General features: G+C 59.6%; 19 protein-coding genes. 1 reads left to right on the top strand and 18 read right to left on the bottom strand.

Going from position 1 to position 24572, the window contains the following annotated elements; all coding sequences use genetic code 11:
* Window positions 1-73: 73 nt before the first annotated feature.
* Window positions 74-3574 (bottom strand): DNA polymerase III subunit alpha, encoded by a 3501-nt coding sequence (dnaE, locus tag E8M77_RS23500; RefSeq protein ID WP_137133024.1) that lies wholly within the window; start codon window positions 3572-3574, stop codon window positions 74-76.
* Between the two features lie 1277 nt (window positions 3575-4851).
* Here dnaE and E8M77_RS23495 point away from each other — a divergent pair.
* The gene (locus tag E8M77_RS23495) at window positions 4852-5460 is read left to right on the top strand and encodes a DUF2026 family protein (protein WP_137133023.1); all 609 of its coding nucleotides are present in this window, start codon (window positions 4852-4854) and stop codon (window positions 5458-5460) included.
* A gap of 15 nt (window positions 5461-5475) precedes the next feature.
* Here the strand turns inward: E8M77_RS23495 and E8M77_RS23490 are convergent, their stop codons facing one another.
* From E8M77_RS23490 to nuoF, 17 genes are all read right to left on the bottom strand, one after another.
* Window positions 5476-6159, bottom strand: coding sequence for an ABC transporter ATP-binding protein (locus E8M77_RS23490; RefSeq protein ID WP_137133022.1), 684 nt, complete (start codon window positions 6157-6159; stop codon window positions 5476-5478).
* A 15-nt stretch (window positions 6160-6174) separates the two neighbouring features.
* Entirely contained in the window at window positions 6175-7482 is a 1308-nt protein-coding gene (locus E8M77_RS23485) for a lipoprotein-releasing ABC transporter permease subunit (RefSeq protein ID WP_137133021.1), read from the bottom strand.
* Window positions 7483-7534: 52 nt separating this feature from the next.
* Complete coding sequence (gene proS, locus E8M77_RS23480) at window positions 7535-8860, bottom strand: proline--tRNA ligase (RefSeq protein WP_137133020.1); 1326 nt, start codon at window positions 8858-8860, stop codon at window positions 7535-7537.
* A 470-nt stretch (window positions 8861-9330) separates the two neighbouring features.
* Entirely contained in the window at window positions 9331-9609 is a 279-nt protein-coding gene (locus E8M77_RS23475; protein ID WP_137133019.1) for a DUF1467 family protein, read from the bottom strand.
* A gap of 98 nt (window positions 9610-9707) precedes the next feature.
* Window positions 9708-10112 (bottom strand): methylmalonyl-CoA epimerase, encoded by a 405-nt coding sequence (gene mce / locus E8M77_RS23470; RefSeq protein ID WP_137133018.1) that lies wholly within the window; start codon window positions 10110-10112, stop codon window positions 9708-9710.
* A gap of 105 nt (window positions 10113-10217) precedes the next feature.
* Window positions 10218-11885 (bottom strand): ribonuclease J, encoded by a 1668-nt coding sequence (locus E8M77_RS23465; protein WP_137133017.1) that lies wholly within the window; start codon window positions 11883-11885, stop codon window positions 10218-10220.
* Window positions 11886-11919: 34 nt separating this feature from the next.
* Window positions 11920-12678, bottom strand: a complete 759-nt coding sequence (locus E8M77_RS23460; RefSeq protein ID WP_137133091.1) for a biotin--[acetyl-CoA-carboxylase] ligase — start codon at window positions 12676-12678, stop codon at window positions 11920-11922.
* Between the two features lie 2 nt (window positions 12679-12680).
* Window positions 12681-14123, bottom strand: coding sequence for an NADH-quinone oxidoreductase subunit NuoN (gene nuoN, locus E8M77_RS23455; RefSeq protein WP_137133016.1), 1443 nt, complete (start codon window positions 14121-14123; stop codon window positions 12681-12683).
* A gap of 18 nt (window positions 14124-14141) precedes the next feature.
* Window positions 14142-15653: an NADH-quinone oxidoreductase subunit M gene (locus E8M77_RS23450; protein ID WP_137133015.1), complete on the bottom strand. Its 1512-nt coding sequence runs from the start codon at window positions 15651-15653 to the stop codon at window positions 14142-14144.
* Window positions 15653-17653: an NADH-quinone oxidoreductase subunit L gene (nuoL, locus tag E8M77_RS23445; protein ID WP_137133014.1), complete on the bottom strand. Its 2001-nt coding sequence runs from the start codon at window positions 17651-17653 to the stop codon at window positions 15653-15655. Before nuoL ends, E8M77_RS23450 begins: the two co-directional genes overlap by 1 nt.
* Window positions 17654-17660: 7 nt before the next feature.
* On the bottom strand, window positions 17661-17969 hold the full coding sequence (nuoK, locus tag E8M77_RS23440) for an NADH-quinone oxidoreductase subunit NuoK (RefSeq protein WP_137133013.1): 309 nt from the start codon (window positions 17967-17969) through the stop codon (window positions 17661-17663).
* A gap of 24 nt (window positions 17970-17993) precedes the next feature.
* Window positions 17994-18608 (bottom strand): NADH-quinone oxidoreductase subunit J, encoded by a 615-nt coding sequence (locus tag E8M77_RS23435; protein WP_137133012.1) that lies wholly within the window; start codon window positions 18606-18608, stop codon window positions 17994-17996.
* A gap of 122 nt (window positions 18609-18730) precedes the next feature.
* Window positions 18731-19222, bottom strand: coding sequence for an NADH-quinone oxidoreductase subunit NuoI (gene nuoI, locus E8M77_RS23430; protein WP_137133011.1), 492 nt, complete (start codon window positions 19220-19222; stop codon window positions 18731-18733).
* Between the two features lie 37 nt (window positions 19223-19259).
* A complete protein-coding gene (gene nuoH / locus E8M77_RS23425; RefSeq protein WP_137133010.1) occupies window positions 19260-20303 on the bottom strand; it encodes an NADH-quinone oxidoreductase subunit NuoH in 1044 nt (347 codons plus the stop codon).
* A 13-nt stretch (window positions 20304-20316) separates the two neighbouring features.
* Window positions 20317-22398: an NADH-quinone oxidoreductase subunit NuoG gene (nuoG, locus tag E8M77_RS23420; protein ID WP_137133009.1), complete on the bottom strand. Its 2082-nt coding sequence runs from the start codon at window positions 22396-22398 to the stop codon at window positions 20317-20319.
* Window positions 22399-22459: 61 nt separating this feature from the next.
* Window positions 22460-23176 (bottom strand): hypothetical protein, encoded by a 717-nt coding sequence (locus tag E8M77_RS23415; protein ID WP_137133008.1) that lies wholly within the window; start codon window positions 23174-23176, stop codon window positions 22460-22462.
* Between the two features lie 6 nt (window positions 23177-23182).
* Window positions 23183-24487, bottom strand: a complete 1305-nt coding sequence (nuoF, locus tag E8M77_RS23410) for an NADH-quinone oxidoreductase subunit NuoF (protein ID WP_137133007.1) — start codon at window positions 24485-24487, stop codon at window positions 23183-23185.
* Window positions 24488-24572: the final 85 nt, after the last annotated feature.

Raw genomic sequence — 24572 nt, 5'->3', positions numbered from 1 at the left:
ACCTGGCGAACCCAAGAGCCTGAAAACTATAGCTTTCTGAAGGAAACGCGATCCGCCGCCGTTTTGTCCTTGCCTACACCAATTCGACATCCAGCACGCCGGGTGCAGCCCTCAACGCAGCGGCAATCTCCGGCGAGATTCGATATTTTTCCGTCAGTTCCACCTCGATCTCCCGCCTTCCATCATCCTTGATGACGACAAAGGAAACGAGGCCATCGCCACGGGCATTCAGATGGCGGGCAACCGTCTTCAGTGGACCGGAATCGCGGACAAACACCCGCAGCGCCTTTTGCATCTGCACCGATTTTTCCTCAAGCGACTGGGCCGTCTGGATGCGAAGGCCTATGCCCTCCGGCCGCTCGTCGGCCTGCACGGTGATCACCAGCGATTTGCCGGGTTCCAGAAGATCGCGATATTGGGCGAGCGCTTCCGAAAACAGCACCGCCTCGAACTGGCCGGTCGCATCGGAAAAGGTGACGATCCCCATCTTATTGCCGGTGCGGGTCTTGCGCTCCTGTTTACCGGTGACCGTGCCGGCCAGACGTCCGGCATTGGCGCCGGCCTTCACCGCTGCGGAAAACTCGGCAAAGTTCTGCACGCGCATCTTGGCCAGCACATCCTTGTAGCTGTCGAGCGGATGGGCCGAAAGATAAAAGCCGAGCACGAGATATTCGCGCATCAGCTTTTCCGATGGCAACCACGGATTGAAGCTTGGCAGCATCAGGGTTTCCGGACCGCTCGCTGATGAGGAGCCGAACATGTCGCTCTGGCCGCTGGTCTTGCCTTCGGCGGCGCGCTGCGCATAGCCAATGATGCGATCCATGCCGCCGATCAGTTCGGCGCGATCGCGCCCGAAACCATCGAAGGCGCCGGCAGAGACAAGGCTTTCCAGCACACGCCGATTGACCTGCTTCGGATCGATACGCAGGCAGAAATCCTCAAGGCTTGCAAAGGGCTTGTCGCCGCGCACGGCAACAATATGCTCGACGGCTGCCTCGCCCACACCCTTGATGGCGTTCAGCGAATAGAAAATGCAATTTTCGCCGGTTTCGAACATGCGAAATGAGGTCTGGATCGAGGGCGGCACGACCTTGATGCCCAGTCGCGAAGCGTCCTGGCGAAAATCGTTCAGCTTTTCCGTATTGGCCATATCATAGGTCATCGACGCGGCGAGAAACTCGACCGGGTAATGCGCCTTCATATAGGCCGTCTGGTAGGACACGATAGCATAGGCAGCGGCGTGTGATTTGTTGAAGCCGTAATTGGCGAACTTCGCCAGAAGCTCGAAAATATTCTTCGCCTGGGGCTTGCCCACGCCATTCTTCACGGCGCCATCAATGAAGCGCTCGCTCTGCTGGTCCATCTCCGCCTTGATCTTCTTACCCATGGCGCGGCGCAGAAGATCGGCTTCGCCGAGCGAATAACCGGACAGGACCTGGGCGATCTGCATCACCTGTTCCTGATAAACGATAACGCCCTGCGTTTCCTTCAGCAGCGTATCGATCATCGGATGCACCGACTCGATCTCTTCCTCGCCATGCTTGCGGGCATTGTAGGTGGGGATATTCTCCATCGGGCCGGGACGATAGAGCGCCACAAGCGCAATGATATCCTCGATACAGTCGGGCCGCATGCCAAGCAGCGCCTTGCGCATGCCGACACTTTCCACCTGGAACACGCCGATGGTTTCGCCGCGCGACAGCATTTCATAGGTCTTCTGGTCATCGAGCGGAATAGTGGCCAGATCGATATGGATATCGCGCTTGGCGACGAAATCCACCGCCGTCTTGAGAACGGTCAGGGTCTTCAGGCCGAGAAAGTCGAACTTCACAAGGCCGGCCTGCTCGACCCATTTCATATTGAACTGGGTGACGGGCATGTCCGAGCGCGGATCGCGGTACATGGGCACGAGCTTGGACAGCGGGCGGTCGCCGATGACGATGCCGGCCGCATGGGTCGAGGCATGGCGATAGAGCCCTTCGATCTTCTGGGCAATATCGAGAAGCCGAGCGACAACCGGCTCCTTGTCCGCCTCTTCCTGCAGACGTGGTTCTTCGATGATCGCCTGCGACAGGGGCGTCGGATTGGCCGGATTGTTGGGCACCAGCTTGCAGATCTTGTCGACCTGGCCATAGGGCATTTCCAGCACGCGGCCAACGTCGCGCAGTGCTGCACGCGCCTGTAGCGAACCGAAAGTGATGATCTGAGCCACCTGTTCGCGGCCATATTTCTGCTGCACGTAGCGGATCACCTCTTCGCGGCGATCCTGGCAGAAGTCGATGTCGAAGTCGGGCATCGACACGCGTTCCGGATTGAGAAAGCGTTCAAACAGCAGGGAAAAGCGCAGCGGATCGACATCGGTAATGGTGAGCGCATAGGCCACCAGCGAGCCCGCACCCGAACCACGGCCGGGCCCGACCGGGATATCATGTTGCTTGGCCCATTTGATGAAGTCGGCAACGATGAGGAAGTAGCCGGGAAACTTCATGCGCTCGATGACCGACAGTTCGAAATCGAGCCGCTCGCGATATTGTTCCACCGTATAGCCCGGCGCCATACCCAGCGCTTCGAGACGACGCTCCAGCCCCTCGACCGACTGGCGGCGCAGTTCTGCCGATTCGGCGCGGTCTGCCTCGTCCGGATCCTCCGAGGCACCGGTAAAGCGCGGCAGGATGGGTTTTCTGGTTTTCAGGACGAAGGTGCAGCGGCGCGCAATTTCCACCGTATTGTCGAGCGCTTCCGGCAGATCGGCAAACAGCGCCGCCATTTCGGCCCGGCTTTTCAGATAGTGATCCGGCGTCAGGCGAAAGCGGGTATCATCAGAGACGATGGCATTGTGGGCAACGGCCATCAAAGCGTCATGGGCATCATATTCGGCCTTCGATGGGAAGAAGGCCTCATTGGTTGCCACCAGCGGCAGATCGTGACGGTAAGCCAGTTCTATCAGCCGCGTTTCATGCCGGCGGTCGAAATTACCGTGCCGCTGCAGTTCCACGTAAAGCCGGTCACCGAACACCCGCTTCAGTGCCAGAAGACGCTGCTCAGCCTGCGCAGGATGGCCCTCCTTCAGCAGCGGATCGATCGGCCCCGACGCGGAACCGGTGAGCGCGATAATGCCATGGGCGCCCTCCTCTTCCAGCCAGGACATGGCGATATGCACCGCCTGATGGCTGCCTTCGCCGCCAAGATAGGCGCGGCTGACGAGATCGACGAGCCGCTCATAACCGACGGAATTGGTGGCAAGCAGCACCAGAGACGGGAGCTTTGCCAGGCCCTGATTGGCGGATGAGCGCTTTTCATCGCCCAGATCCTGCATATCGATGGCCATCTGGCAGCCGATGATCGGCTGAATGCCGTCACCCACAGCCTTTTCCGAAAATTCCAGGGCAACGAAGAGATTGTTGGTATCGGTAATCGCAATCGCCGGCTGATTGTCGGAGGCTGCCTTGGTGAGGATCTTCTTCAGCGGCAGCGCACCTTCCAGCAGCGAAAACGCCGAATGCACCCTCAGATGGACAAATTGCGGCGTCGCCGCCTGACCGTCCATCGTCTTCATCCCGGTCACATCTGCCATATCGCCGCCATCCATTCTTTACATGGCATTTTCGGGTACGGGCAGGCTCAAGTCCAGCGCTAGCTTCGGTCGTCAACCGAAAAGGACGGACGTGCGGGCGTCAGAACGCCAGCATCAGGACGCCAATACTGGCGACAAAGGTCATGATGGAGGCGAAAGCGGCTACATCCCGGAGGAACTCAGTCATAAGCAGTCTCCCTTTTCCGTTATGTTTATAGTTTGTTCCGTTCATGTTCCCCTGTCAACAGAAAGAACGAAGACGGAACAAAGATTCTTTCGACAGGGGAAAGCGACCCCGCGGCAGCTTTTGCCCATGGCGTGATCGTATCTGTCACCTATCGCACGGCGCGCTGAAAGCTGCCTCGTAAGGTTTTGTAATGGTGACACCTTTCAGCGCCCCGTTCGGCATTTTTATCCGCCGGTTCGGCCTCTCTGTCTGAAAGGATCGGCTGGTGCCTTTATCCATCGCCGTTCCCGGTGCCTGTCCCTTGAGGAGACAAACCGGGCGGACAACGGGCGATGAGGCCCCGAACCGTCCTTCCCTATGCGTGCCCCACGAAGCCGCCCGCGATCTTCGATCGCGGCAAGCTGGCTTCGATTCAAATATTGGAGCATGTACCTTTCGTTCGGCTGCGCCGAACGGGACATGCTCACACACCCGACGCGCAGCTGGGCGCCTTGACAAGGATTGGCGCTTTCGTCCGACGCGCTTCTCCTTTCTCCCATGTCGTCGGGGGGAGACCGTTTTGACGGACTCGGAGCATGGGGTTTTGCGTCTTGCCCCCATGACCCGGACCGGCCCCGCATCGCCGGCACGCCTGCCGGTGTATCCGCTGCGGGACGGGGAGTGTGTAGGCATGGCTTGGAGCGGCGGGGATGAGATTTTTTATCGTGGTGTTCGGAGCCGTCACGAGGATCTGCGGAAAGGTGAGGAGGATCAGCGGGTTGGTGGTTTTCTGGTTAGTGCGTTCAGGTGGTTTACCCCCCTCTGCCCTGCCGGGCATCTCCCCCTCAAGGAGGGAGATCACCGTGTGGCCAATGCCCCAACCTAGAATAAACCTCTCGTCCAGCGCTGCCGCGTCTTTCGGACTGAGCGCGATCGACTGGCCGATCTCCCTCCCTGAGGGGGAGATGCCCGGCAGGGCAGAGGGGGGTATTCACGGGCACAGGTGTGCGGCACCGCCGTCTCTGCCGGCTCTGCGTCGCGTTACGGTTTACATCGCCTGCCCGCTGGCCTAGGGGAAGCGCGACACTCGAGACGACGCAAGGGCACAGACATGCTGATCAAGCAGAGCGACTATCACCGGATCTACAAGGTCATCAACAGTCTGCTGCTTGCCCAGAACGCCGACCCCGCGACGGCTTCGATGTATTTTGCCACCTTCGGCGCCTTCATCCTGAAGCAGCATTACAAGCTGAGCGCCACGCCGAAAGGCGGACTTGCCGCCTATAATCTCGGGGGAACGGTGGTGATGTTTGCCGACCATCGCGAGGATGGCTATGTGACCGGGGCCGGCGAAAATTTCCATTGCTGGGTGGAGGTGGAAGGCTGGGCGGTGGATTTCATGGCGCCGGCCTTTGCCGACAGCGCGCAACATTTGGCGCTGCCATCGCGAATGTTCCAACGACCGCTTGGCGCCATGGCAGGCTCTGTCAACGAGATCACCCGGTCCGGCGACTTCTTCTACCAATCAGAGCCGGAGGCCATGACACGACGCTTTGCCGATTGGCACAGCCATGGCATGATTGGCGACCTGGCCTCGATTGCCAGCCAATGGTTCCGCAAGGCACCCAAACAGATGCAGGTGGCGCTTTCTCTCAGCGATTCCAAAGGCATAAAGAAGAGTATTCCGCTTTCAGGTCATCCACTGTCGGGCAGCTGGTAGGCTCACCAGACCGTCTCAGAACTCGACGATCTTGCCGCCTTCAATGGTGACGCGCCGATCCATGCGCTCCGCCAGCTGATGGTTGTGGGTGGCAATCAGGGCCGCAAGGCCGGACTGACGCACCAGCGCTTCCAGCGCATCAAACACATAGGATGCGGTTTCCGGATCGAGATTGCCGGTCGGTTCGTCTGCCAGCAGCAGAAGCGGCGCATTGGCCACCGCACGGGCAATCGCCACGCGCTGCTGTTCACCGCCGGACAGTTCCGCAGGGCGATGGCTGGCGCGGTGGCCGATGCGCATGTAATCGAGCAGCTGGGCGGCGCGCTCTGCCGCTTCCTTCTTCGACAGACCGCCGATCAGCTGCGGCATCATGATATTTTCCAGCGCCGTGAATTCCGGCAGCAGATGGTGAAACTGGTAGACAAAGCCAATATCGCCGCGCCGGATGGCCGTGCGTCGGTCATCGGTCTGGTGGCCGCAATCCTCGCCATTGATGAAAACCTCGCCGGCATCTGGATGCTCCAAGAGGCCCGCCAGATGCAGGAGCGTCGATTTGCCGGTGCCGGAAGGGGCGACCAGCGCGACGATTTCGCCTGCATGCAGCTCGAAATCGGCGCCTTTCAGGATCGACAGCACCGTGTCGCCCTGGCCATATTGCCGGTCGACGCCTTTGAGCTTCAGGACGGTTTTGCGTGCCATGGGCGAAATCACTTCCTATTCGTAACGCAGGGCCTGCACCGGATCGAGCCTTGAGGCCCGCCAGGCGGGAAAGATGGTCGCAAGGAAGGACAGAACCAGCGCCATCATGACGACGGAGAAGGTTTCGCCAAAGCTCATTTCCGCCGGCAGCTGGCTGAGGAAATAGAGTTCCGGATCAAACAGGATCGTGCCGGAGACCCAGGAGAAGAACTGCCGGATGGATTCGATATTGAGGCAGACGATGACGCCGAGCGCCACGCCGGCAAAGGTACCGACAATGCCGATCGCCGCCCCCGTCATGAAGAAAATGCGCATCACGGCCGAGGAACTGGCGCCCATGGTGCGCAGGATGGCGATATCGCGGCCCTTATCCTTCACCAGCATGATAAGGCCGGAAATGATGTTCAGCGCCGCCACCAGCACGATCAGCGTCAGGATCATGAACATCACATTGCGCTCCACCTGAAGCGCGGAGAAGAAGGTCTGGTTGCGCTGGCGCCAATCGGTGATATGCACCTGGCGACCGGCAGCCTCCTCCACCAGCGGGCGCATGTCATCGACGCTTTCCGGATTGGTGAGGAACAGCTCAATCGACTGCACCAGGCCATCGGCATTGAAATAGGCCTGCGCTTCGGAAAGCGGCATATAGATGATCGTCGCGTCATATTCCGACATGCCGATCTCGAAGACGCCGGAGATGCGGTAGGACTTGACGCGCGGCGTAACGCCCATCGGCGTCACATCGCCTTCCGGCGAAATGAGGGTGATCTGGTCGCCGGCGCCAAGCCCAAGCGAGGCGGCAAGCCGCGAGCCGACCAGCACGCCATCGCCGGTGGCAAAGCCGGTCAGATCGCCCGAGCGGATATTGCCGGAGACTTCCTTCAGCTTTTCGATGTCTTCTGTGCGCACGCCGCGCACCAGGGCACCGGAACCGGCACCCTGACGGCCGGAGGCAAGCGTCTGGCCCTCCACCAGCGGCAGCGCCATGCTGACGCCGGGAACGGCCGAGAAGCGCTGTGACAGCTGTGCGTAATCGGTCAGCGGCTGATCGATCGGCTGGATGATCATATGGCCGTTGATGCCCAGAATGCGCGAGATGAGTTCGGTGCGAAAACCGTTCATCACCGCCATGACGATGATGAGCGTGGCCACACCGAGCATGATGCCGACAAAGGAGAAGCCGGCAATCACCGAGATGAAGGCTTCCTTGCGGCGCGAGCGCAGGTAACGCCAGGCGACCATGCGTTCGAAAGCCGAAAAGGGACCAGCGGCAGGCACTGCCGCCTGTTCTACCTTCGCCTTGTCCGTCGCGCCCTTGGCCATCTCGTCTCCCTGTGCTTGCTGCCGGCCTTTAAGGCGAGCCTGTGCTTTATGCTCAGGCCGTCGTCAGCCGGTTCAGCGCCGCTTCGACGGTCATCGTCTCGCGGGCGCCCGTCTTGCGGTCCTTCACCTCGACCTCGCCATTGGCGGCGGAACGCGGACCAACGATGAGCTGGACCGGAACGCCAATCAGATCGGCGGTGGCGAATTTCGTGCCGGCCCGGTCATCCGTGTCGTCATAGAGCACGTCCTTGCCGGACTTCGTCAGGGCACCGTAGAGCCGTGTCGAGATATCGTCGCAGGCCGCATCGCCCGGCTTCATGCTGATGACCATGGCATCGAACGGCGCCACTGATTCAGGCCAGATGATTCCGTTCTCGTCATGCGAGGCTTCGATGATGGCGGGAACAAGGCGTGTCGGGCCAATGCCATAGGATCCCATGTGGACAAGGTGTTCCTTGCCATCCGGCCCCTGCACCTTGGCACCCATCGGCTCGGAATATTTGGTGCCGAAGTAGAAGATATGGCCAACCTCAATGCCGCGTGCCGAGAGGCGATCGCTCTCGGGGATGGCGGCAAAGGCATCCGCATCATGCATTTCGGAGGTTGCGGCATAGACAGAAGTCCACTTGTCGAAGATCGCCTGCAGGCCCGCGACATCGTCGAAATCCGTATCGACGGAGGGAATGTCGAACTCGGTGAAGCTCTTGTGCGAAAACACTTCCGACTCGCCGGTATCGGCCAGGATAATGAATTCGTGGCTGTGATTGCCACCGATCGGCCCGGTATCGGCGCGCATCGGAATGGCACGCACGCCGAGCCGCGCAAAGGTGCGCAGGTAAGCGACGAACATCTTATTGTAGGAATGCAGCGCACCTTCCTTCGTCAGATCGAAGGAATAGGCATCCTTCATCAGGAATTCACGCGAGCGCATGGTGCCGAAGCGCGGACGGATCTCGTCGCGGAATTTCAGCTGGATATGATAGAGGTTGAGCGGCAGGTTCTTGTAGGACTTCACCGAGGAACGGAAGATGTCGGTGATCATCTCCTCATTCGTCGGGCCGTAGAGCATAGGGCGCTCCTGGCGGTCCTTGATACGCAGCATTTCCTTGCCGTAATCATCGTAACGGCCGCTTTCCTGCCAGAGTTCGGCAGATTGCAGCGTCGGCATCAACAATTCCACGGCGCCAGCGCGGTTCTGCTCCTCGCGCACGATGGCGTTGACCTTGTCGAGCACGCGCTTGCCGAGCGGCAGCCAGGAATAGATGCCCTGGCTCTGCTGGCGGATCATGCCGGCGCGCAACATCAGGCGGTGAGATACGATTTCCGCTTCCTTGGGATTTTCCTTGAGGATCGGCATGAAATAGCGGGACAGACGCATCGCGTTTTCCGTGTTTGAGGGCCGGCCCTGACGCGCAGGAATCGGCAACCGAATGGCTGGGTGTGGGGTCGCTACATAGCCGTTTCGGCGGGTGAAGGGAACCCGCGTTCATGAGCGGGACATATCCTTGCCCCCATGTTTCGAAACGGGACGAATGGCATAAATGTGCCATCCATGTGACGTGTCCGGTGATATTTTTGTCAACAAGAAAAATTTACGGAAGTGTAGCAATTCTGCCAAGATTCATGGTGACAAAGCCCAAACTCTAAGCTAGGTTCGGCTCATAAAAGAGGCAGGAAGTTCAAATTTCTGCCAATCGCGGTCAAGTCTTGGGAGGATCAGATCTTAGGCGCGCTCGCACGCTGCCCCGGCAACGGTTAAGGATCACGCGAAATTTTAAACAAGGCTTCAACGCCTTGTTTTTTTTTGCTTTGTCGCCGCCGGAGAAGGGTTTGGTCAGGCGGTTTTCCTCATCCCTGACTGCGAAAATCCGGCACGATTTGCGGCAGGGACGAGAGGCTGAAGCCCAGAAATTTCGAGGCGAGATACCAGGCGCCGTAGATCAATCCGGAAACGAGAGTGGTGATCAGAAGAACACGTACTCCGCGAAACCGCGCCGGTGCACTTTCTACCGTACCGGGCACGATGACACCCTCCTCGCCCTGGGTGCGCAAGCCGATCGGCAGAACGGCAAACAGCGTCAGCCACCAGATGATGAAATAGACCGCAAAGCCTGACAGAAATGCCATGGATGTTTTCCCCTACCCGTGAGCGGAGGTTTTAACCCGTTCGGCGCAAAGACGAAAGCACTTGTCTGCGAGACGCGGTGTCACACCTTTATGGCACGTCATATCTGCTCGAGTTCGACCAGCGTGCCTGAAAAATCCTTGGGGTGGAGAAACAGAACCGGCTTGCCATGCGCGCCGATCTTCGGTTCGCCATCGCCCAGAACACGAGCGCCGGAGGCCTTCAGCTGGTCGCGGGCAGCGAGAATATCGGCCACTTCATAGCAGATATGATGCATGCCGCCGGACGGGGTCTTGGCGAGAAAGGCGGCAATCGGAGAATTGTCACCAAGTGGTTCCAGAAGCTCGACCTTGGTATTGTCCAGTTCGACAAACACGACGGTCACGCCATGTTCGGGAAGTGCCTGTGCCTGCGAGACGCGGGCTCCCAGCGTATCACGATAGACGGCGGTTGCCGCTTCCAGATCCGGCACGGCGATAGCGATGTGATTGACGCGACCCAACATGACTTTCCTCCCGTGAAACAGACAGTATCAACCGGCGCGATACTCCGAGGACAACAGCATGCGAAGGAAGGAAGGGGTCTGTCGCCAGTCCCCCTCACCTTGTCATCACACCTTGCTGACAAAAACCGTGACGACAGGCTTTTTGCCCCAGGCGGTGTTGGCCGTCGAGCGCACCGCGCGGCGCACGGCCTCGCGCAAGGTCTCGAGATCCTTGCGGCGGCTGCGCGGAATGCTTTCCACTGCGCCCAGCACCGCATCATAGAGCGTATCGACCATGCTCTCGCCCTCGTCATCGAGTTCCGGCAGGCCATAGGCCTCGACATCGGGATCGGCGAGGAAATCCAAGCGGCTATCCAGCAGGATATTGACGGCCACATGCCCCACATAGGAGAGCTTCTTGCGATCTGAAATACCCATTTCATCAAGATCGCCGATCAGCTTGCCATCCTTGTAGATACGGCCATGCGGAATATCTTCGACCACCTGCACTGGGCCAGGCGCCAGACGCAGCAGATTGCCGTTGCGCACTTTCGGCACGGTCTTGATACCGGCTCCAAGGCCAAGCGTGGCCTGGGCCGTCAGATGGGCTGCTTCGCCATGCACGGGAACCAGAACCTCCGGGCGGATCCACTCATACATTTTCAGAAGTTCGTTCCGGCGCGGATGGCCCGACACATGCACCAGCGCCTGGGCATCGGTCACGATCTTGACGCCCTGCTCGATCAGGCCGTTCATGATCTCCAGAATGGCCTTTTCATTGCCGGGAATGGAGCGTGAGGAAAACACAACCGTATCGCCAGAGGTCAGCGCCACATGGCGCATCTCGTCTCGCGAGAGCTTGGCAAGCGCTGCACGCGCTTCGCCCTGGCTGCCGGTGAGGATGACCACCACCTTGTCACGTGGGATATAGCCATATTCATCCTCGGCGATGAAGGGCTTGATCCCTTCCATGATGCCGAGGTCACGCGCGACATTGACGACGCGCTTCAGCGAGGAACCGAGCAGCAACACCTCGCGACCGGCAGCCTCTGCCGCCAGGGCAATAGAGCGGATACGCCCGACATTGGAGGAGAAGGTGGTGATGGCGACCCGGCCTTCGGCACTTTCGATGACCTTGCGCAGGCCTTCCGATACTTCTTCCTCGGAGGGCGACACGCCTTCGCGCATGGCATTGGTACTGTCGCACATCAGCGCCAGAACACCTTCGTCGCCAACGGCGCGGAAACGAGCCTCATCGGTCAACGGGCCGAGCGAGGGATGCGCATCGATCTTCCAGTCGCCCGTATGCACGAGATTGCCAAGCGGCGTGCGGATGACAAGCGACATGGGTTCGGGGATCGAGTGGTTCACCCCGATTGCCTCGATTTCGAAGGGGCCGACATTGATGCGGTCGCCGGCCTGGAAAATCGTAATCGGGATTTCCGCCCGCGAGCCTTCATAATCTCGTTTGGCTTCCAGCATGCCGGCCGTAAATGGCGAGGCATAGACGGGCACGTTCAAGCCCGGCCACAGATCGTTCAACGCGCCGTAATGGTCTTCATGCGCATGAGTGATGATGATGCCCTTCAACCGGTCGCGCTGCTTGGCGAGAAAACGGATATCGGGCAGGATCAGGTCAACACCCGGCAATTCCGGACCGGCAAAGGTCACGCCGCAATCAACCATGATCCACTGGCGTTGCGCGGCCGGGCCATAGCCATAGAGGGCGAGATTCATACCGATCTCGCCAACTCCGCCCAGCGGCAGAAATACCAGTTCGTCCTGTTTTGCCATCATTCACTCATTTCACTGTAAAGGGTCGTCATTATCAAAGATAGAACACATCGCCGGCGGCAATGGACATCACGCGATCTCCGGTATCGAGTATCAGAAGTCCCTGATCATCGATACCGGCAAAACGCCCGTCTATGGAGCGATCCGGCAGATTGACACGGATTGGCTGCCCAATTCCGCAGGCAGCGTCTCGCCAGCGCGCCGTGACCAGCTTGACCGCCCTGCCCTCGTCCCAAGCCTCCAGCACCTCGGCCATCTCACGAAAGAGGTAGGAGAACAGTTCGTCAGCTGAAATATGGCAGCCCTGTTCCTGCAGCGAGGTAACACCATAGGGCGCATCATCCGGCCGATGGCGGATATTGATGCCGATACCGAGAACCACTGCACGGCGGCCATCTGCAAGACCTTCCGATTCCAGAAGGATGCCACAGGACTTCTTGCGGCCGATCAGAACGTCATTCGGCCATTTGATCTCAAGTGGTTCGGCCGTCAACGGCAGCACGCAGCGCAGCGCGCCATAAACGGCCAGCGAAACGGCAAGCGGCAGAGAGCCCAGCAGTTCCGGTGGTGCTGCATCGATCAGTAACAGGGATGCGTAAAGATTGCCAGTTTCAGAGGTCCAGGCGCGGCCGCGGCGGCCACGGCCTGCCGTCTGGCGGTCGGCGGTGATCCAGAGATGCCCCGGATCACCCAGCCTGGCACGGGCCAGGCATTCCGTATTCGTCGAAGTCGTCTCGCCCAGCGCCTCGTGGCGAAAGGCGTCGAGGGAGTAGCGGCTCCCTCCGGGCGTCACACTCAAAAGAACGACCTTGCAGCGGCGGTTGCAGCCGTGCCGAGCGGCCCACCAAACAGAACATAGGCGGTGACGAACAGGCCGGACAGGCCGAAGACGAGGCGCAGTTCACCGGCCGTGCGACCGAATTCGCCATTCGGCTCATCGAACCACATCACCTTGATGACGCGGATATAATAGTAAGCGCCAACAACCGAGGAGAGCACGCCGATAATGGCCAGCGCATAGAGCTTGGCTTCAATGGCGGCGACGAAGACGAAATACTTGGCAAAGAACCCGGCAAGCGGCGGAATGCCGGCCAGCGAAAACATCAGCGCCGTCATGACGAGCGCCATGAAGGGCTTTGTCGCTGCGAGGCCTGCCAGATCGCTGATGCTTTCAACGCTGCCACCATCCTTGCGACGCATCGCCATGATGCAGGCAAAGGTACCCAGCGTCATGACCATGTAGATCAGCATGTAGAGCGCCACGCCCGACACACCCGTTTCAGAGCCGGCGGCAAGACCGACCAGCGCATAGCCCATGTGGCCGATCGAAGAATAGGCCATCAGTCGCTTGATGTTCTTCTGGCCGATAGCGGCAAAGGAACCGAGCAGCATGGAGGCAATCGAGATGAATACGACAACCTGCTGCCAATCGGCAAAGGCCGGCATGAAAGCATCCGACACGACGCGCACGAGGACGGCCATGGCCGCAACCTTGGGGCCCGAGGCGAAGAAGGCGGTGACCGGGGTCGGCGCGCCTTCGTAAACGTCCGGCGTCCACATGTGGAAGGGAACAGCGGAAATCTTGAAGGACAGACCGGCTAGGATGAAGACGAGGCCGAAGACCACGCCCAGCGAGCGGGTTTCAGAGGTCAGCACGGCGGCAATCTCGTCAAAACCGGTATTGCCGGTGAAGCCGTAGATCAGCGACATGCCATAGAGAAGCATGCCCGACGACAGGGCGCCGAGAACGAAATATTTGAGACCCGCTTCCGTGGAGCGCAGGCTGTCACGGTTGATGGCCGCCACGACATAGAGCGCCAGCGACATCAGTTCGAGGCCGAGATAGAGCGCAATAAGATCATTGGCCGAAATCAGCAGCATCATGCCGAGCGTGGCCAGCACGAGAAGAACCGGGAACTCGAAACGATCGAGCTGCTCGGAGCGCGCATTACCGACCGTCATCACCATGGCGGTGATCGAACCGACAAGCGCGAGGACCTTCATATAGCGGCTGAAGGGATCGAGGATGAAGGCGCCGTTCCAGGCTTCGCCGGAGGTTGGAACGAGAACGAGCCAGAGGCCCGCGGCGATCAGGATCGCCACGGCAAGCCCGGTAACCGTCGGTGCCGACCGGTCGCCCGAGAAGACGCCGATCATCAGGAGCGCCAGCGCGCCGACCGCAAGGATCAGCTCGGGCATCGAGATCTGCAGGCTCGCGAGGAGGATTTCAGCAGTCATGTCCAGTCGTGTCCCGTCTCAGTGCACTACGAGTGCAAGTTTCTCAGCGGCCTGCAGGGCAGCAGAGTAGTTATTGACCAGCAAGTCCACCGAGGCAGCGGTCGCATCAAAGACCGGGGCCGGATAGACGCCGAAGAAGATCGTCAGGGCAACCAGCGGATAGAGAATGATCTTTTCGCGGGTGTTGAGGTCGAGCAGGCCCTTCAGGCTTTCCTTTTCCAGCGCGCCGAAGATGACCCGGCGATAGAGCCAGAGCGCGTAGGATGCGGAAAGGATGACGCCCGTGGCGGCAAATAGCGCCACCCAGGTATTGACCCGGAAGATGCCGATGATCGTCAGGAACTCGCCGACGAAACCAGACGTGCCGGGCAGACCGACATTGGCCATGGTGAGAATCATGAAGGCAACGGCATATTTCGGCATATTGTTGACGAGGCCGCCATAGGCCGCGATGTCGCGGGTATGCAGGCGATCATAGATCACGCCGACGCAGAGGAACAGCGCACCAGACACGATGCCATGCGACAGCATCTGGAAGATAGCGCCCTGCAGACCCTGCTGGTTGGCCGCGAAAATGCCCATGGTCACATAGCCCATATGGGCGACGGACGAATAGGCGATCAGCTTCTTGATGTCTTCCTGCATCAGCGCCACCAGCGAGGTGTAGATGATGGCAAGAACCGAGAGGCCGAAGACGAAAGGCGCAAAGTGTTCCGAAGCCAGCGGGAACATGGCGAGCGAAAAGCGGATGAAGCCATAACCGCCGAGCTTCAGCATGACGCCGGCCAGGATCACCGAGCCTGCGGTCGGCGCCTGCACGTGCGCATCCGGCAGCCAGGTATGAACCGGCCACATCGGCATCTTCACCGCAAAGGAGGCGAAGAAGGCAAGCCAGAGCCAGGTCTGCATGCCGGCCGGGAAGCCGAACTTCAACAGTTCGGTGATATCCGTAGTGCCCGCCTGCCAGTACATGGCCATGATGGCGAGCATCATCAGCACCGAGCCGAGCAGTGTATAGAGGAAGAATTTGTAGGAGGCGTAGACGCGATCCTTGCCGCCCCAGACGCCGATGATGATGAACATCGGTACCAGCGTCGCTTCGAAGAAGACGTAGAAGAGAACGATATCCAGCGAGACGAACACGCCGACCATGACGACTTCCAGGAGAAGGAAGGCGATCATGTATTCCTTCAGGCGCTTCTGGATACTGTCCCAGGAGGCCAGCACGCAGAATGGCATCAGGAAGGTCGTCAGGATGACGAACAACATGGAAATGCCATCGACGCCAAGATGGTAGGAAATGCCGGTGCCAAGCCAGGAGTGCTTTTCGACCATCTGGAAGCCGGGATTGGAATTGTCAAACCCGATCCAGATGAACAGCGAGACGACGAAGGTGAAGACGGTCGTGAGCAGCGAGACGTTGAGGATATTGCGACGGCCGAAAGGGCCATCCTCCCGCGTGAGCAGGAGAAGCAATACACCGACCAGCGGCAGGAAGGTGACCGTGGAGAGAATCGGCCAATCGGTCATCAGAGGGCACTCCCGAGCATCATCCAGGTGACGAGGGCTGCGACGCCAATCAGCATCGCGAACGCATAGTGATAAAGGTATCCGGACTGCAGGCGGACGACACCGCGGGTAATATCTGCAACACGGGCGGCAATGCCGTTCGGGCCATAGGCGTCGATGACGGCGACGTCACCCTTCTTCCACAGGAAGCGGCCGAGTGCCTTGGCGGAACGAACGAAGAGGAAATCGTAGAGTTCGTCGAAATACCACTTGTTCAGGAGGAACTGGTAGAGGACGCGGTGGTTTTCGGCCAGGCGCTTCGGTGTCGAGGGCGACTTGATATACATATACCAGGCCGTGACGAAACCGGTGAGCATGGCGGCAAACGGGCTCCACTTCACCCAGAGCGGCACATGGTGGAACTCTTCGAGGATCTGGTTATCCGGCAGGGTGAACAAAGCGCCCTTCCAGAATTCAGCATAATGATGGCCGAAGAAATAGCCTTCGAAGACGACGCCCGCAAAAATGGCACCGACGGTCAGAACCGCGAGCGGGAACAGCATGATCATCGGGCTTTCATGCACATGATGCATGACATCCGACGAGGCGCGCGGCTTGCCGAAGAAGGTGAGGAAGGCCAGACGCCAGGAGTAGAAGCTGGTGAACAGGGCAGCGATCACCAAAAGCGTGAATGCAAAGCTTGCAACGCCGGTATGCGAGGCATAGGCCGATTCGATGATGACATCCTTGGAGAAGAAGCCGGCAAAGCCCAGCATCGTACCCGGAATGCCCACGCCGGTCAGCGCCAGCGTGCCGATGGTCATGGCCCAGAACGTATAGGGTATGTGCTTGCGCAGGCCACCCATGTAACGCATGTCCTGCTCGCCATCGACGGCATGGATGACGGAGCCGGCGCCGAGGAACAGCAGCGCCTTGAAGAAGGCGTGCGTGAAGAGATGGAAGACGGCAGCGCCATAGGCACCAAGACCGAGCGCCACGAACATGTAGCCGAGCTGCGAACAGGTCGAATAGGCGATGACGCGCTTGATGTCGTTCTGGACGAGACCGACGGTCGCGGCAAAGAAAGCGGTGATCGCACCGATAAGGGTCACGACGGTCAGCGCATCCGGCGACAATTCGAACACCGGCGACATGCGGGCGACGAGGAAGACGCCGGCGGTGACCATGGTTGCGGCATGGATGAGAGCCGAGACCGGGGTCGGGCCTTCCATGGCATCCGGCAGCCAGGTATGCAGCAGGAACTGCGCCGACTTGCCCATGGCACCCATGAACAGCAGCAAGCAGATGCCCGTCAGCGCATGGCCCTTGTCGAGATGCATGCCGAAGAGGTTGATGACGACCTGACCGGCATCTGCGGCACCTTCAGCCGGCAGATAGGACTGGGCCGTGGCAAAGATCGTTTCGAAATTGATCGAGCCGAACAGGACGAAGATGCCGGAAATGCCGAGCACGAAACCAAAGTCACCGACGCGGTTGACGATGAAGGCCTTCATGGCGGCAGCCGAGGCCGACGGCTTCTTGTACCAGAAACCGATGAGCAGATAGGAGGCCAGACCCACGCCTTCCCAGCCGAAGAACATCTGCGCCAGGTTGTCGGAGGTGACCAGCATCAGCATGGCGAAGGTGAACAGCGACAGATAGGCGAAGAAGCGCGGCCGATGCGGATCGTGATGCATGTAGCCGATCGAATAGAGATGGACGAGCGTCGAGACCGTGTTGACGACGACGAACATCACCGCCGTCAGCGTGTCGATGCGGAACGCCCATTCGAAATCGAGACCGCCGGACTGCACCCAGCGCAGAACCGAGACCTTGATCACATCATGGCCCGAACCATGTGCCATGGCCACGTCGAAGAAGACGATCCAGGACAGGATGGCGACAACGATCATCAGACCGCTGGTGACATATTCCGATGCCTTGGCGCCGATCGAGCGGCCGAAAAGGCCGGCGATCAGGAAGCCGATCAGGGGAAGAAAGACGATAGCCTTGTAGATCATGACCTGATCAGCCCTTCATCATATTGACGTCTTCAACCGCGATGGAGCCGCGGTTGCGGTAGAAGACGACGAGAATTGCAAGACCGATGGCGGCTTCCGCAGCCGCAACGGTGAGAATGAACAGCGCGAAGACCTGACCGACAATGTCGTTGAGGAAAGACGAGAACGCGATCATGTTCAGGTTGACCGACAGGAGAATGAGCTCGATCGACATCAGGATGATGATGACGTTCTTCCGGTTGAGGAAGATGCCGAAAATGCCGATCGTGAAAAGGATCGCGCTGACGGTCAGGTAATGAGAAAGTCCGATTTCCATATTCGCTGTTCCTTGATCGCGCGCTCAGAGACCCTGGCCAGGCTTGACCTTGACCACTTCGACGGCGGTGGCCGGCGTGCGGGCCACCTGCTTGGAAATGTCCTGGCGCTTGATGTTCTCCCGGTGACGCAGCGTCAGCACGATCGCACCAATCATCGCGACGAGCAGGATGAGGCCCGAAACCTGGAAGAAGTAAACGTAATGTGTGTAGAGCACGTCGCCGAGTGCGGCCGTATTGGTGCGCACCTCCGGTGACGGGATCGGCATGGTGATCGCCTTTTCCGCTTCCGGCGTCAGAACCGAGCGACCGACGACAAAGATCAGTTCAGCGGCAAGGACGAGCCCGACCAACGCACCGATCGGCGCATAGTGCAGAATGCCGGACCGCAGTTCGGCAAAATCGATATCGAGCATCATCACGACGAAGAGGAAGAGAACCGCCACGGCGCCGATATAGACGACGAGGAGGATCATCGCGAGGAACTCGGCGCCCGTAAGAAGGAACAACCCGGCGGCGTTGAAAAACACCAGGATCAGGAAGAGCACGGAATGCACCGGGTTCCTGGCCGAGATGACCATGAACGCCGACGCCACCGCGACGAAGGCGAACAAATAGAAGAAAACAGCCTGCAAACCCATGGTGGTGCCTTTTCGTCATCCCCGGTGAGGCCTGTCCCCCACCATCAAAACCTGGCGGTCGATACCGGCCAGGCCCATGCTTGTGATCGATCCGGCGCAAGCGCGCCGAAAGTGTCGTTCAATCAGCGATACGGTGCATCGATCGACATGTTGCGGGCGATTTCGCGCTCCCAACGGTCGCCATTGTCGAGCAGGCGCTGCTTGTCGAAATAAAGCTCCTCGCGGGTCTCGGTCGAGAACTCGAAGTTCGGACCTTCCACGATGGCATCGACCGGGCAGGCTTCCTGGCAGAAACCGCAATAGATGCACTTCACCATGTCGATATCGTAGCGCACCGTGCGGCGCGTGCCGTCATTGCGGCGCGGACCGGCTTCGATGGTGATGGCCTGTGCCGGACAGATGGCTTCGCACAGCTTGCAGGCAATGCAACGCTCTTCGCCGTTCGGGTAGCGCCGCAGCGCATGCTCACCCCGAAAGCGCGGCGAAACCGGGCCCTTCTCGAACGGATAGTTGATCGTGGCCTTCGGCTTGAAGAAATAGCGCATCGACAGGAAGAATGCCGAGACGAATTCCTTCAGAAACAGCGAACTGACGGTCTGTGCCAGACTTGCCATTGATAATCTCCAACTGAGCCGGACGGGGCGCCAAAAATCAGGCGCCGGCCGTCAGCTTGAGTACGAATGCAGTAATGATAACCATTGCGAGAGACAGCGGCAGGAACACCTTCCAGCCGAGACGCATGAGCTGGTCATAGCGATAGCGCGGAACGAAGGCCTTCACCATGGCGAACATGAAGAAGACGAGAGTTCCTTTCAGAATGAACCAGATGATGCCCGGAACCCAATTGAGGAACCATACATCGACCGGGGGCAGCCATCCACCAAGGAAAAGAATGGTGGTGAGCGCGCAGATGAGCAGGATGGCCGCATATTCGCTGAGCATCAGCATCATGTACGGTGCCGAGCCATACTCGACCATGTAACCGGCCACGAGTTCCGATTCGGCTTCCGGAAGATCGAAAGGCGGACGGTTGGTTTCAGCCAGGCCCGAGATGAAGAAGATCACGAACATCGGGAAGAGCACGAGCCAGTGCCAGTCGAGGAAGGACGACGGCAGGCCGACGGCAGTTCCGATACCATCCTTCTGAGCCAGCACGATATCGCTGAGGTTCAGCGAACCGACGCAGAGCAGAACAGTGACGATGACGAAGCCGATCGAGACTTCATAGGACACCATCTGCGCGGCCGAACGCAGCGCGCCGAGGAAGGGATATTTCGAGTTCGACGCCCAGCCGGCCATGATGACGCCGTAGACTTCCAGCGAGGAGATGGCAAGTACATAGAGAATGCCGACATTCACATTGGCAATCACCCAGTTCTCGTTGAATGGGATGACGGCCCAGGTGGCGAGAGCCAGCGTCACCGAGACGAGAGGCGCCAGCAGGAAAACGCCCTTGTTGGCGCCGGCCGGAATGATCGGCTCCTTGAAGACGAACTTCAAAAGATCTGCAAAGGACTGGAACAGCCCCCACGGACCAACGACATTGGGGCCGCGGCGCAGCTGGACGGCAGCCCAGATCTTGCGGTCTGCGAGCAGGATATAAGCGATGAAGACGAGCAGGCAGACCAGCAGCAACAGGGACTGCCCGATCATCACGATCGCCGGCCAGAGATAGGTCAGGAAAAAAGAGTCCATGTGGTTCAAGCCTTTACTCTGCCGCAGCCTGGAAATTATTGCGGGCCAGTGCCGAACACTCGGCCATCACGGCCGAAGAACGCGCGATCGGGTTCGTGAGATAGAAGTCTTTGATCGGCGACGCAAACCCGGACTTCGACATGCTCACCGGTTTTTTCGACAGCGTTGCAATATCGTCGGCGGAACCGGCAGCGATCTCGTCGAGCGCATTGAAATGCGGATAGGCCGCATAGAGCTTGGCGCGCAGGGCAGACAGCGAATCAAACGGCAGTTTCTTGCCCAGCACGTCGGACAGAGCGCGGATGATCGCCCATTCCTCGCGGGCCTCGCCCGGTGCGAAACCGGCGCGGTTGCCCATCTGCACGCGACCTTCGAGATTGACCCAGGTGCCCGACTTTTCCGTATAGGCAGCGCCCGGCAGGATGACGTCGGCATGATGGGCACCGGCATCGCCATGGCTGCCGATATAGACAATCGTCTTGGCATGACGGGCCGAGAATTCCATCTCGTCGGCGCCGAGCAGGAAGAGAACATCCATCGACTTCAGCATGGTGACGGCATTGGCGCCATTGGCACCCGGCACGAAGCCGAGATCCAGCCCACCGACACGCGAGGCGGCGGTGTGCAGCACGCCAAAACCGTTCCAGTCAGCCGAGACAGCGCCAACGGCGCTTGCAAGGCTTGCGGCAGCGGCAAGAACGCTTGCACCGTCTTCGCGCGAAAGCGCACCGGGACCGACAACGATCATCGGCTTCTTGGCATTGCGCAGCTTTTCAACAAAGGCATGCGAGCCGCCAACCAATTCGTTCAGCGTATCGGGGCCTGCGCCGAGATAATCGTAGGAATAACGCAGCTCGCCGGCTTCGCCGATCACACCGATCGGGAAATTGCCCCGGCGCCAGCGCTTGCGGATGCGGGCATTCATCACCGCCGCTTCAAAGCGCGGATTGGAGCCGATCAGCAGCAGCGCATCGGCGTCTTCGATGCCGGCGATGGTCGGGTTGAAGATGTAGCTGGAGCGCCCGAGCGACGGATCGAGCTTGGAGCCATCCTGTCGGCAATCAATGTTTTCTGAGCCGAGCGACTTCAACAGTTCCTTCAGCGCATACATTTCCTCGACCGAGGCGACATCGCCGGCAATCGCGCCGATGCGGGCACCGGTGGTGGCCGATACGGCAGACTTGATTGCACCGAAGGCTTCAGCCCAGGTCGCAGGCTGCAGACGACCATCACGGCGCACATAGGGCCGGTCGAGGCGCTGCGTCTTCAGGCCATCCCAGATGAAGCGGGTCTTGTCGGAAATCCACTCCTCGTTCACCAGCTCGTTGACACGCGGCATGATGCGCATGACTTCGCGGCCGCGCGTATCGACGCGGATGGCCGAGCCGACCGCATCCATGACATCCACCGATTCGGTCTTACCGAGTTCCCAGGGGCGCGCGGTGAAGGCGAAAGGCCGCGAGGTGAGCGCACCAACCGGGCAGAGATCGACGACATTGCCCTGCAGTTCGGAGGTCATCGCCTGCTCGAGATAGGTGGTGATTTCCGCATCTTCGCCACGGCCGATCAGTCCGAGTTCGGAAATGCCACCGACTTCCGTGGTGAAGCGGACGCAGCGCGTGCAGTGAATGCAGCGGTTCATCACCGTCTTCACCAGCGGTCCGATATACTTGTCTTCGACGGCGCGTTTGTTTTCCGTGTAGCGCGATGCATCCATGCCGAATGCCATGGCCTGGTCCTGCAGGTCGCATTCGCCACCCTGGTCACAGATCGGGCAATCCAGCGGATGGTTGATGAGCAGGAATTCCATCACGCCTTCGCGTGCCTTCTTGACCATCGGCGTATTGGTAAAGACTTCCGGCAATTCACCATTGGGGCCGCCACGCACATCGCGCACGCCCATGGCGCAAGAGGCTGCCGGCTTCGGCGGGCCTCCCTTCACCTCGATGAGACACATGCGGCAGTTTCCCGCCACCGAAAGGCGTTCATGGAAACAGAAGCGCGGCACTTCGGCGCCAGCTTCCTCACACGCCTGCAACAGCGTGAAGTGATCCGGAACCTCGATCTCTTTACCGTCAACCTTGAGCTTTACCATCGTCACTTACGTCCTGTTTCCAGTCCCCTGCCCTCTTTCCGAGGGTTGGCGACACATTCCGTCACCGCAGCAGCGCCTTTGCCTGCGCGATCCAATTGTCCTTCGCAATACGACCGTCGAGCCCGAGCTCCTGGTCGAAATGCACCACGTCGTCTTCTGACCAACCGGCGATGTCCTTGAAGGACAGGACGCCCATGCCATTCAGCATCTCGCCAAGCTTCGGGCCGATCCCGGAGATCTTCTTCAGATCATCGGCAGCCTTGCCCTTCTTGCGCGCAGCAGGCGCAGCTTTCACCGCGACCGGTTTAACCTCTGGCACGGCGACCTTGCCGGGCGCCTTCGTCACGATCGACACCGGTTCAACCTTTGCCGTCTTGACGGTCTTTGCCGGCGCCTTGGGCTTGACGGCCACAGGTGCGGCTTTTGCTTTTGCCGGTTTGACCGGCTTCACGGCCTGCGGCTTTGCCACGTCAGGGGCCGACACTTCCGCTTTGGCGACCGGTTCGACCGCCACAGGTGCCGGCGCCTTTTCAGGGGCAGGCGTTTTAGCAGGTGCAGGCTGGGGCGCGGGCGCCGGCCCTGTCGTGCCCATGGCCGCCTGCATCATGCCGAAAAAAGCCGTTGCAAACTGTGTGCTGAGCGCCACGCCCGCCGCTGTTGCGGCAGCCATAGCTTCCATCGGATTGGTGGGCGCGCGCTCGGCAAACGGCAGGGTGAAGCCAACGGAGGATTTGTCCATTGGCTTGCCCTTGGCATTCTGACCGGCTTCGTCCACCATGATCTTTTACTCCGCTGCTTCCAGCACAGCTCCATGCGCGCTGGCATTGGCCGTATACTGGTCGATACGCTTTTCGATTTCCGGACGGAAATTGCGGATGAGCCCCTGGATCGGCCAGGCAGCCGCATCGCCCAGTGCACAAATCGTGTGCCCTTCGATCTGCTTGGTCACCTGCAGCAGCATGTCAATCTCGCGCTTCTGGGCATTGCCCTTCACCATGCGCTCGACGACACGCATCATCCAGCCGGTGCCTTCACGGCACGGCGTGCACTGGCCGCAGCTTTCATGCTTGAAGAATGCCGCGATGCGCCAGATCGCCTTGATGATATCCGTCGACTTGTCCATGACAATCATACCGCCGGTGCCGAACGAGGATTTCACCTCGCGCATGCCGTCGAAATCCATGATCGCATCGGCCATGTCTTCGCCCTTGACGACCGGGCATGATGCGCCGCCCGGAATGACGGCGAGAAGATTATCCCAGCCGCCGCGAATGCCGCCACAGTGGCGCTCGATGAGTTCGCGGAAGCTCAGACCCATCTGCTCCTCGAAGGTGCAGGGCTTGTTGACGTGACCCGAGACCATGAACAGCTTGGTGCCGACATTGTTCGGGCGGCCGAAGGACGAGAACCAGGAAGCGCCGCGACGCAGGATAGTCGGAGCAACGGCGATAGATTCGACATTGTTGACCGTCGTCGGGCAGCCATAGAGACCCATATTGGCCGGGAATGGCGGCTTCAGACGCGGCTGGCCCTTCTTGCCTTCGAGGCTTTCGAGAAGGGCTGTCTCTTCGCCGCAGATATAGGCGCCGGCGCCGTGATGGACATAGACGTCGAAATCCCAGCCGCATTTGTTGTTGGTGCCGAGCAGGCCGGCATCATAGCATTCGTCGATCGCCCGCTGCAGCTCTTCGCGCTCGCGCATGTATTCGCCGCGCACATAGATATAGGCGGTGTGGGCGCCCATGGCGAAACCGGCAATCACGCAGCCTTCGATCAGCGTATGCGGATCGTGGCGCATGATTTCACGGTCCTTGCAGGTACCGGGCTCGGATTCGTCGGCATTGACGACGAGGTAATGCGGACGGCCATCCGATTCCTTCGGCATGAAGGACCATTTCAGACCCGTCGGGAAGCCGGCACCACCACGACCACGAAGGCCGGAGGCCTTCATCTCGTTGATGATCCAGTCGCGACCCTTTTCGATGATCTCTTTCGTGCCATCCCAGTGGCCACGGCTCATGGCGCCTTTCAGCGACTTGTCCTTGAGGCCGTAGATATTGGTAAAGATACGATCCTGATCTTTCAACATGATCTGTTCCACCAGTCCGCCGCCACCAGAGGGTCGGCTTTTTTCAAATTCACCATGCGCCCTTTTCAGAAGCGCGGCCCGAGGA

This window comes from Rhizobium sp. FY34, from assembly GCF_005222845.1.
Classification (GTDB): domain Bacteria; phylum Pseudomonadota; class Alphaproteobacteria; order Rhizobiales; family Rhizobiaceae; genus Neorhizobium.
This window is presented reverse-complemented; position numbering and strand designations above follow the sequence as displayed.

Bases quoted from the DNA above. Each gene is read 5' to 3' on its own strand.
- dnaE (WP_137133024.1), bottom strand. From the start codon at position 3,574: ATGGCAGATGTGACCGGGATGAAGACGATGGACGGTCAGGCGGCGACG.
- E8M77_RS23495 (WP_137133023.1), top strand. From the start codon at position 4,852: ATGCTGATCAAGCAGAGCGACTATCACCGGATCTACAAGGTCATCAAC.
- E8M77_RS23490 (WP_137133022.1), bottom strand. From the start codon at position 6,159: ATGGCACGCAAAACCGTCCTGAAGCTCAAAGGCGTCGACCGGCAATAT.
- E8M77_RS23485 (WP_137133021.1), bottom strand. From the start codon at position 7,482: ATGGCCAAGGGCGCGACGGACAAGGCGAAGGTAGAACAGGCGGCAGTG.
- proS (WP_137133020.1), bottom strand. From the start codon at position 8,860: ATGCGTCTGTCCCGCTATTTCATGCCGATCCTCAAGGAAAATCCCAAG.
- E8M77_RS23475 (WP_137133019.1), bottom strand. From the start codon at position 9,609: ATGGCATTTCTGTCAGGCTTTGCGGTCTATTTCATCATCTGGTGGCTG.
- mce (WP_137133018.1), bottom strand. From the start codon at position 10,112: ATGTTGGGTCGCGTCAATCACATCGCTATCGCCGTGCCGGATCTGGAA.
- E8M77_RS23465 (WP_137133017.1), bottom strand. From the start codon at position 11,885: ATGGCAAAACAGGACGAACTGGTATTTCTGCCGCTGGGCGGAGTTGGC.
- nuoN (WP_137133016.1), bottom strand. From the start codon at position 14,123: ATGACTGCTGAAATCCTCCTCGCGAGCCTGCAGATCTCGATGCCCGAG.
- E8M77_RS23450 (WP_137133015.1), bottom strand. From the start codon at position 15,653: ATGACCGATTGGCCGATTCTCTCCACGGTCACCTTCCTGCCGCTGGTC.
- nuoL (WP_137133014.1), bottom strand. From the start codon at position 17,653: ATGATCTACAAGGCTATCGTCTTTCTTCCCCTGATCGGCTTCCTGATC.
- nuoK (WP_137133013.1), bottom strand. From the start codon at position 17,969: ATGGAAATCGGACTTTCTCATTACCTGACCGTCAGCGCGATCCTTTTC.
- E8M77_RS23435 (WP_137133012.1), bottom strand. From the start codon at position 18,608: ATGGGTTTGCAGGCTGTTTTCTTCTATTTGTTCGCCTTCGTCGCGGTG.
- nuoI (WP_137133011.1), bottom strand. From the start codon at position 19,222: ATGGCAAGTCTGGCACAGACCGTCAGTTCGCTGTTTCTGAAGGAATTC.
- nuoH (WP_137133010.1), bottom strand. From the start codon at position 20,303: ATGGACTCTTTTTTCCTGACCTATCTCTGGCCGGCGATCGTGATGATC.
- nuoG (WP_137133009.1), bottom strand. From the start codon at position 22,398: ATGGTAAAGCTCAAGGTTGACGGTAAAGAGATCGAGGTTCCGGATCAC.
- E8M77_RS23415 (WP_137133008.1), bottom strand. From the start codon at position 23,176: ATGGTGGACGAAGCCGGTCAGAATGCCAAGGGCAAGCCAATGGACAAA.
- nuoF (WP_137133007.1), bottom strand. From the start codon at position 24,487: ATGTTGAAAGATCAGGATCGTATCTTTACCAATATCTACGGCCTCAAG.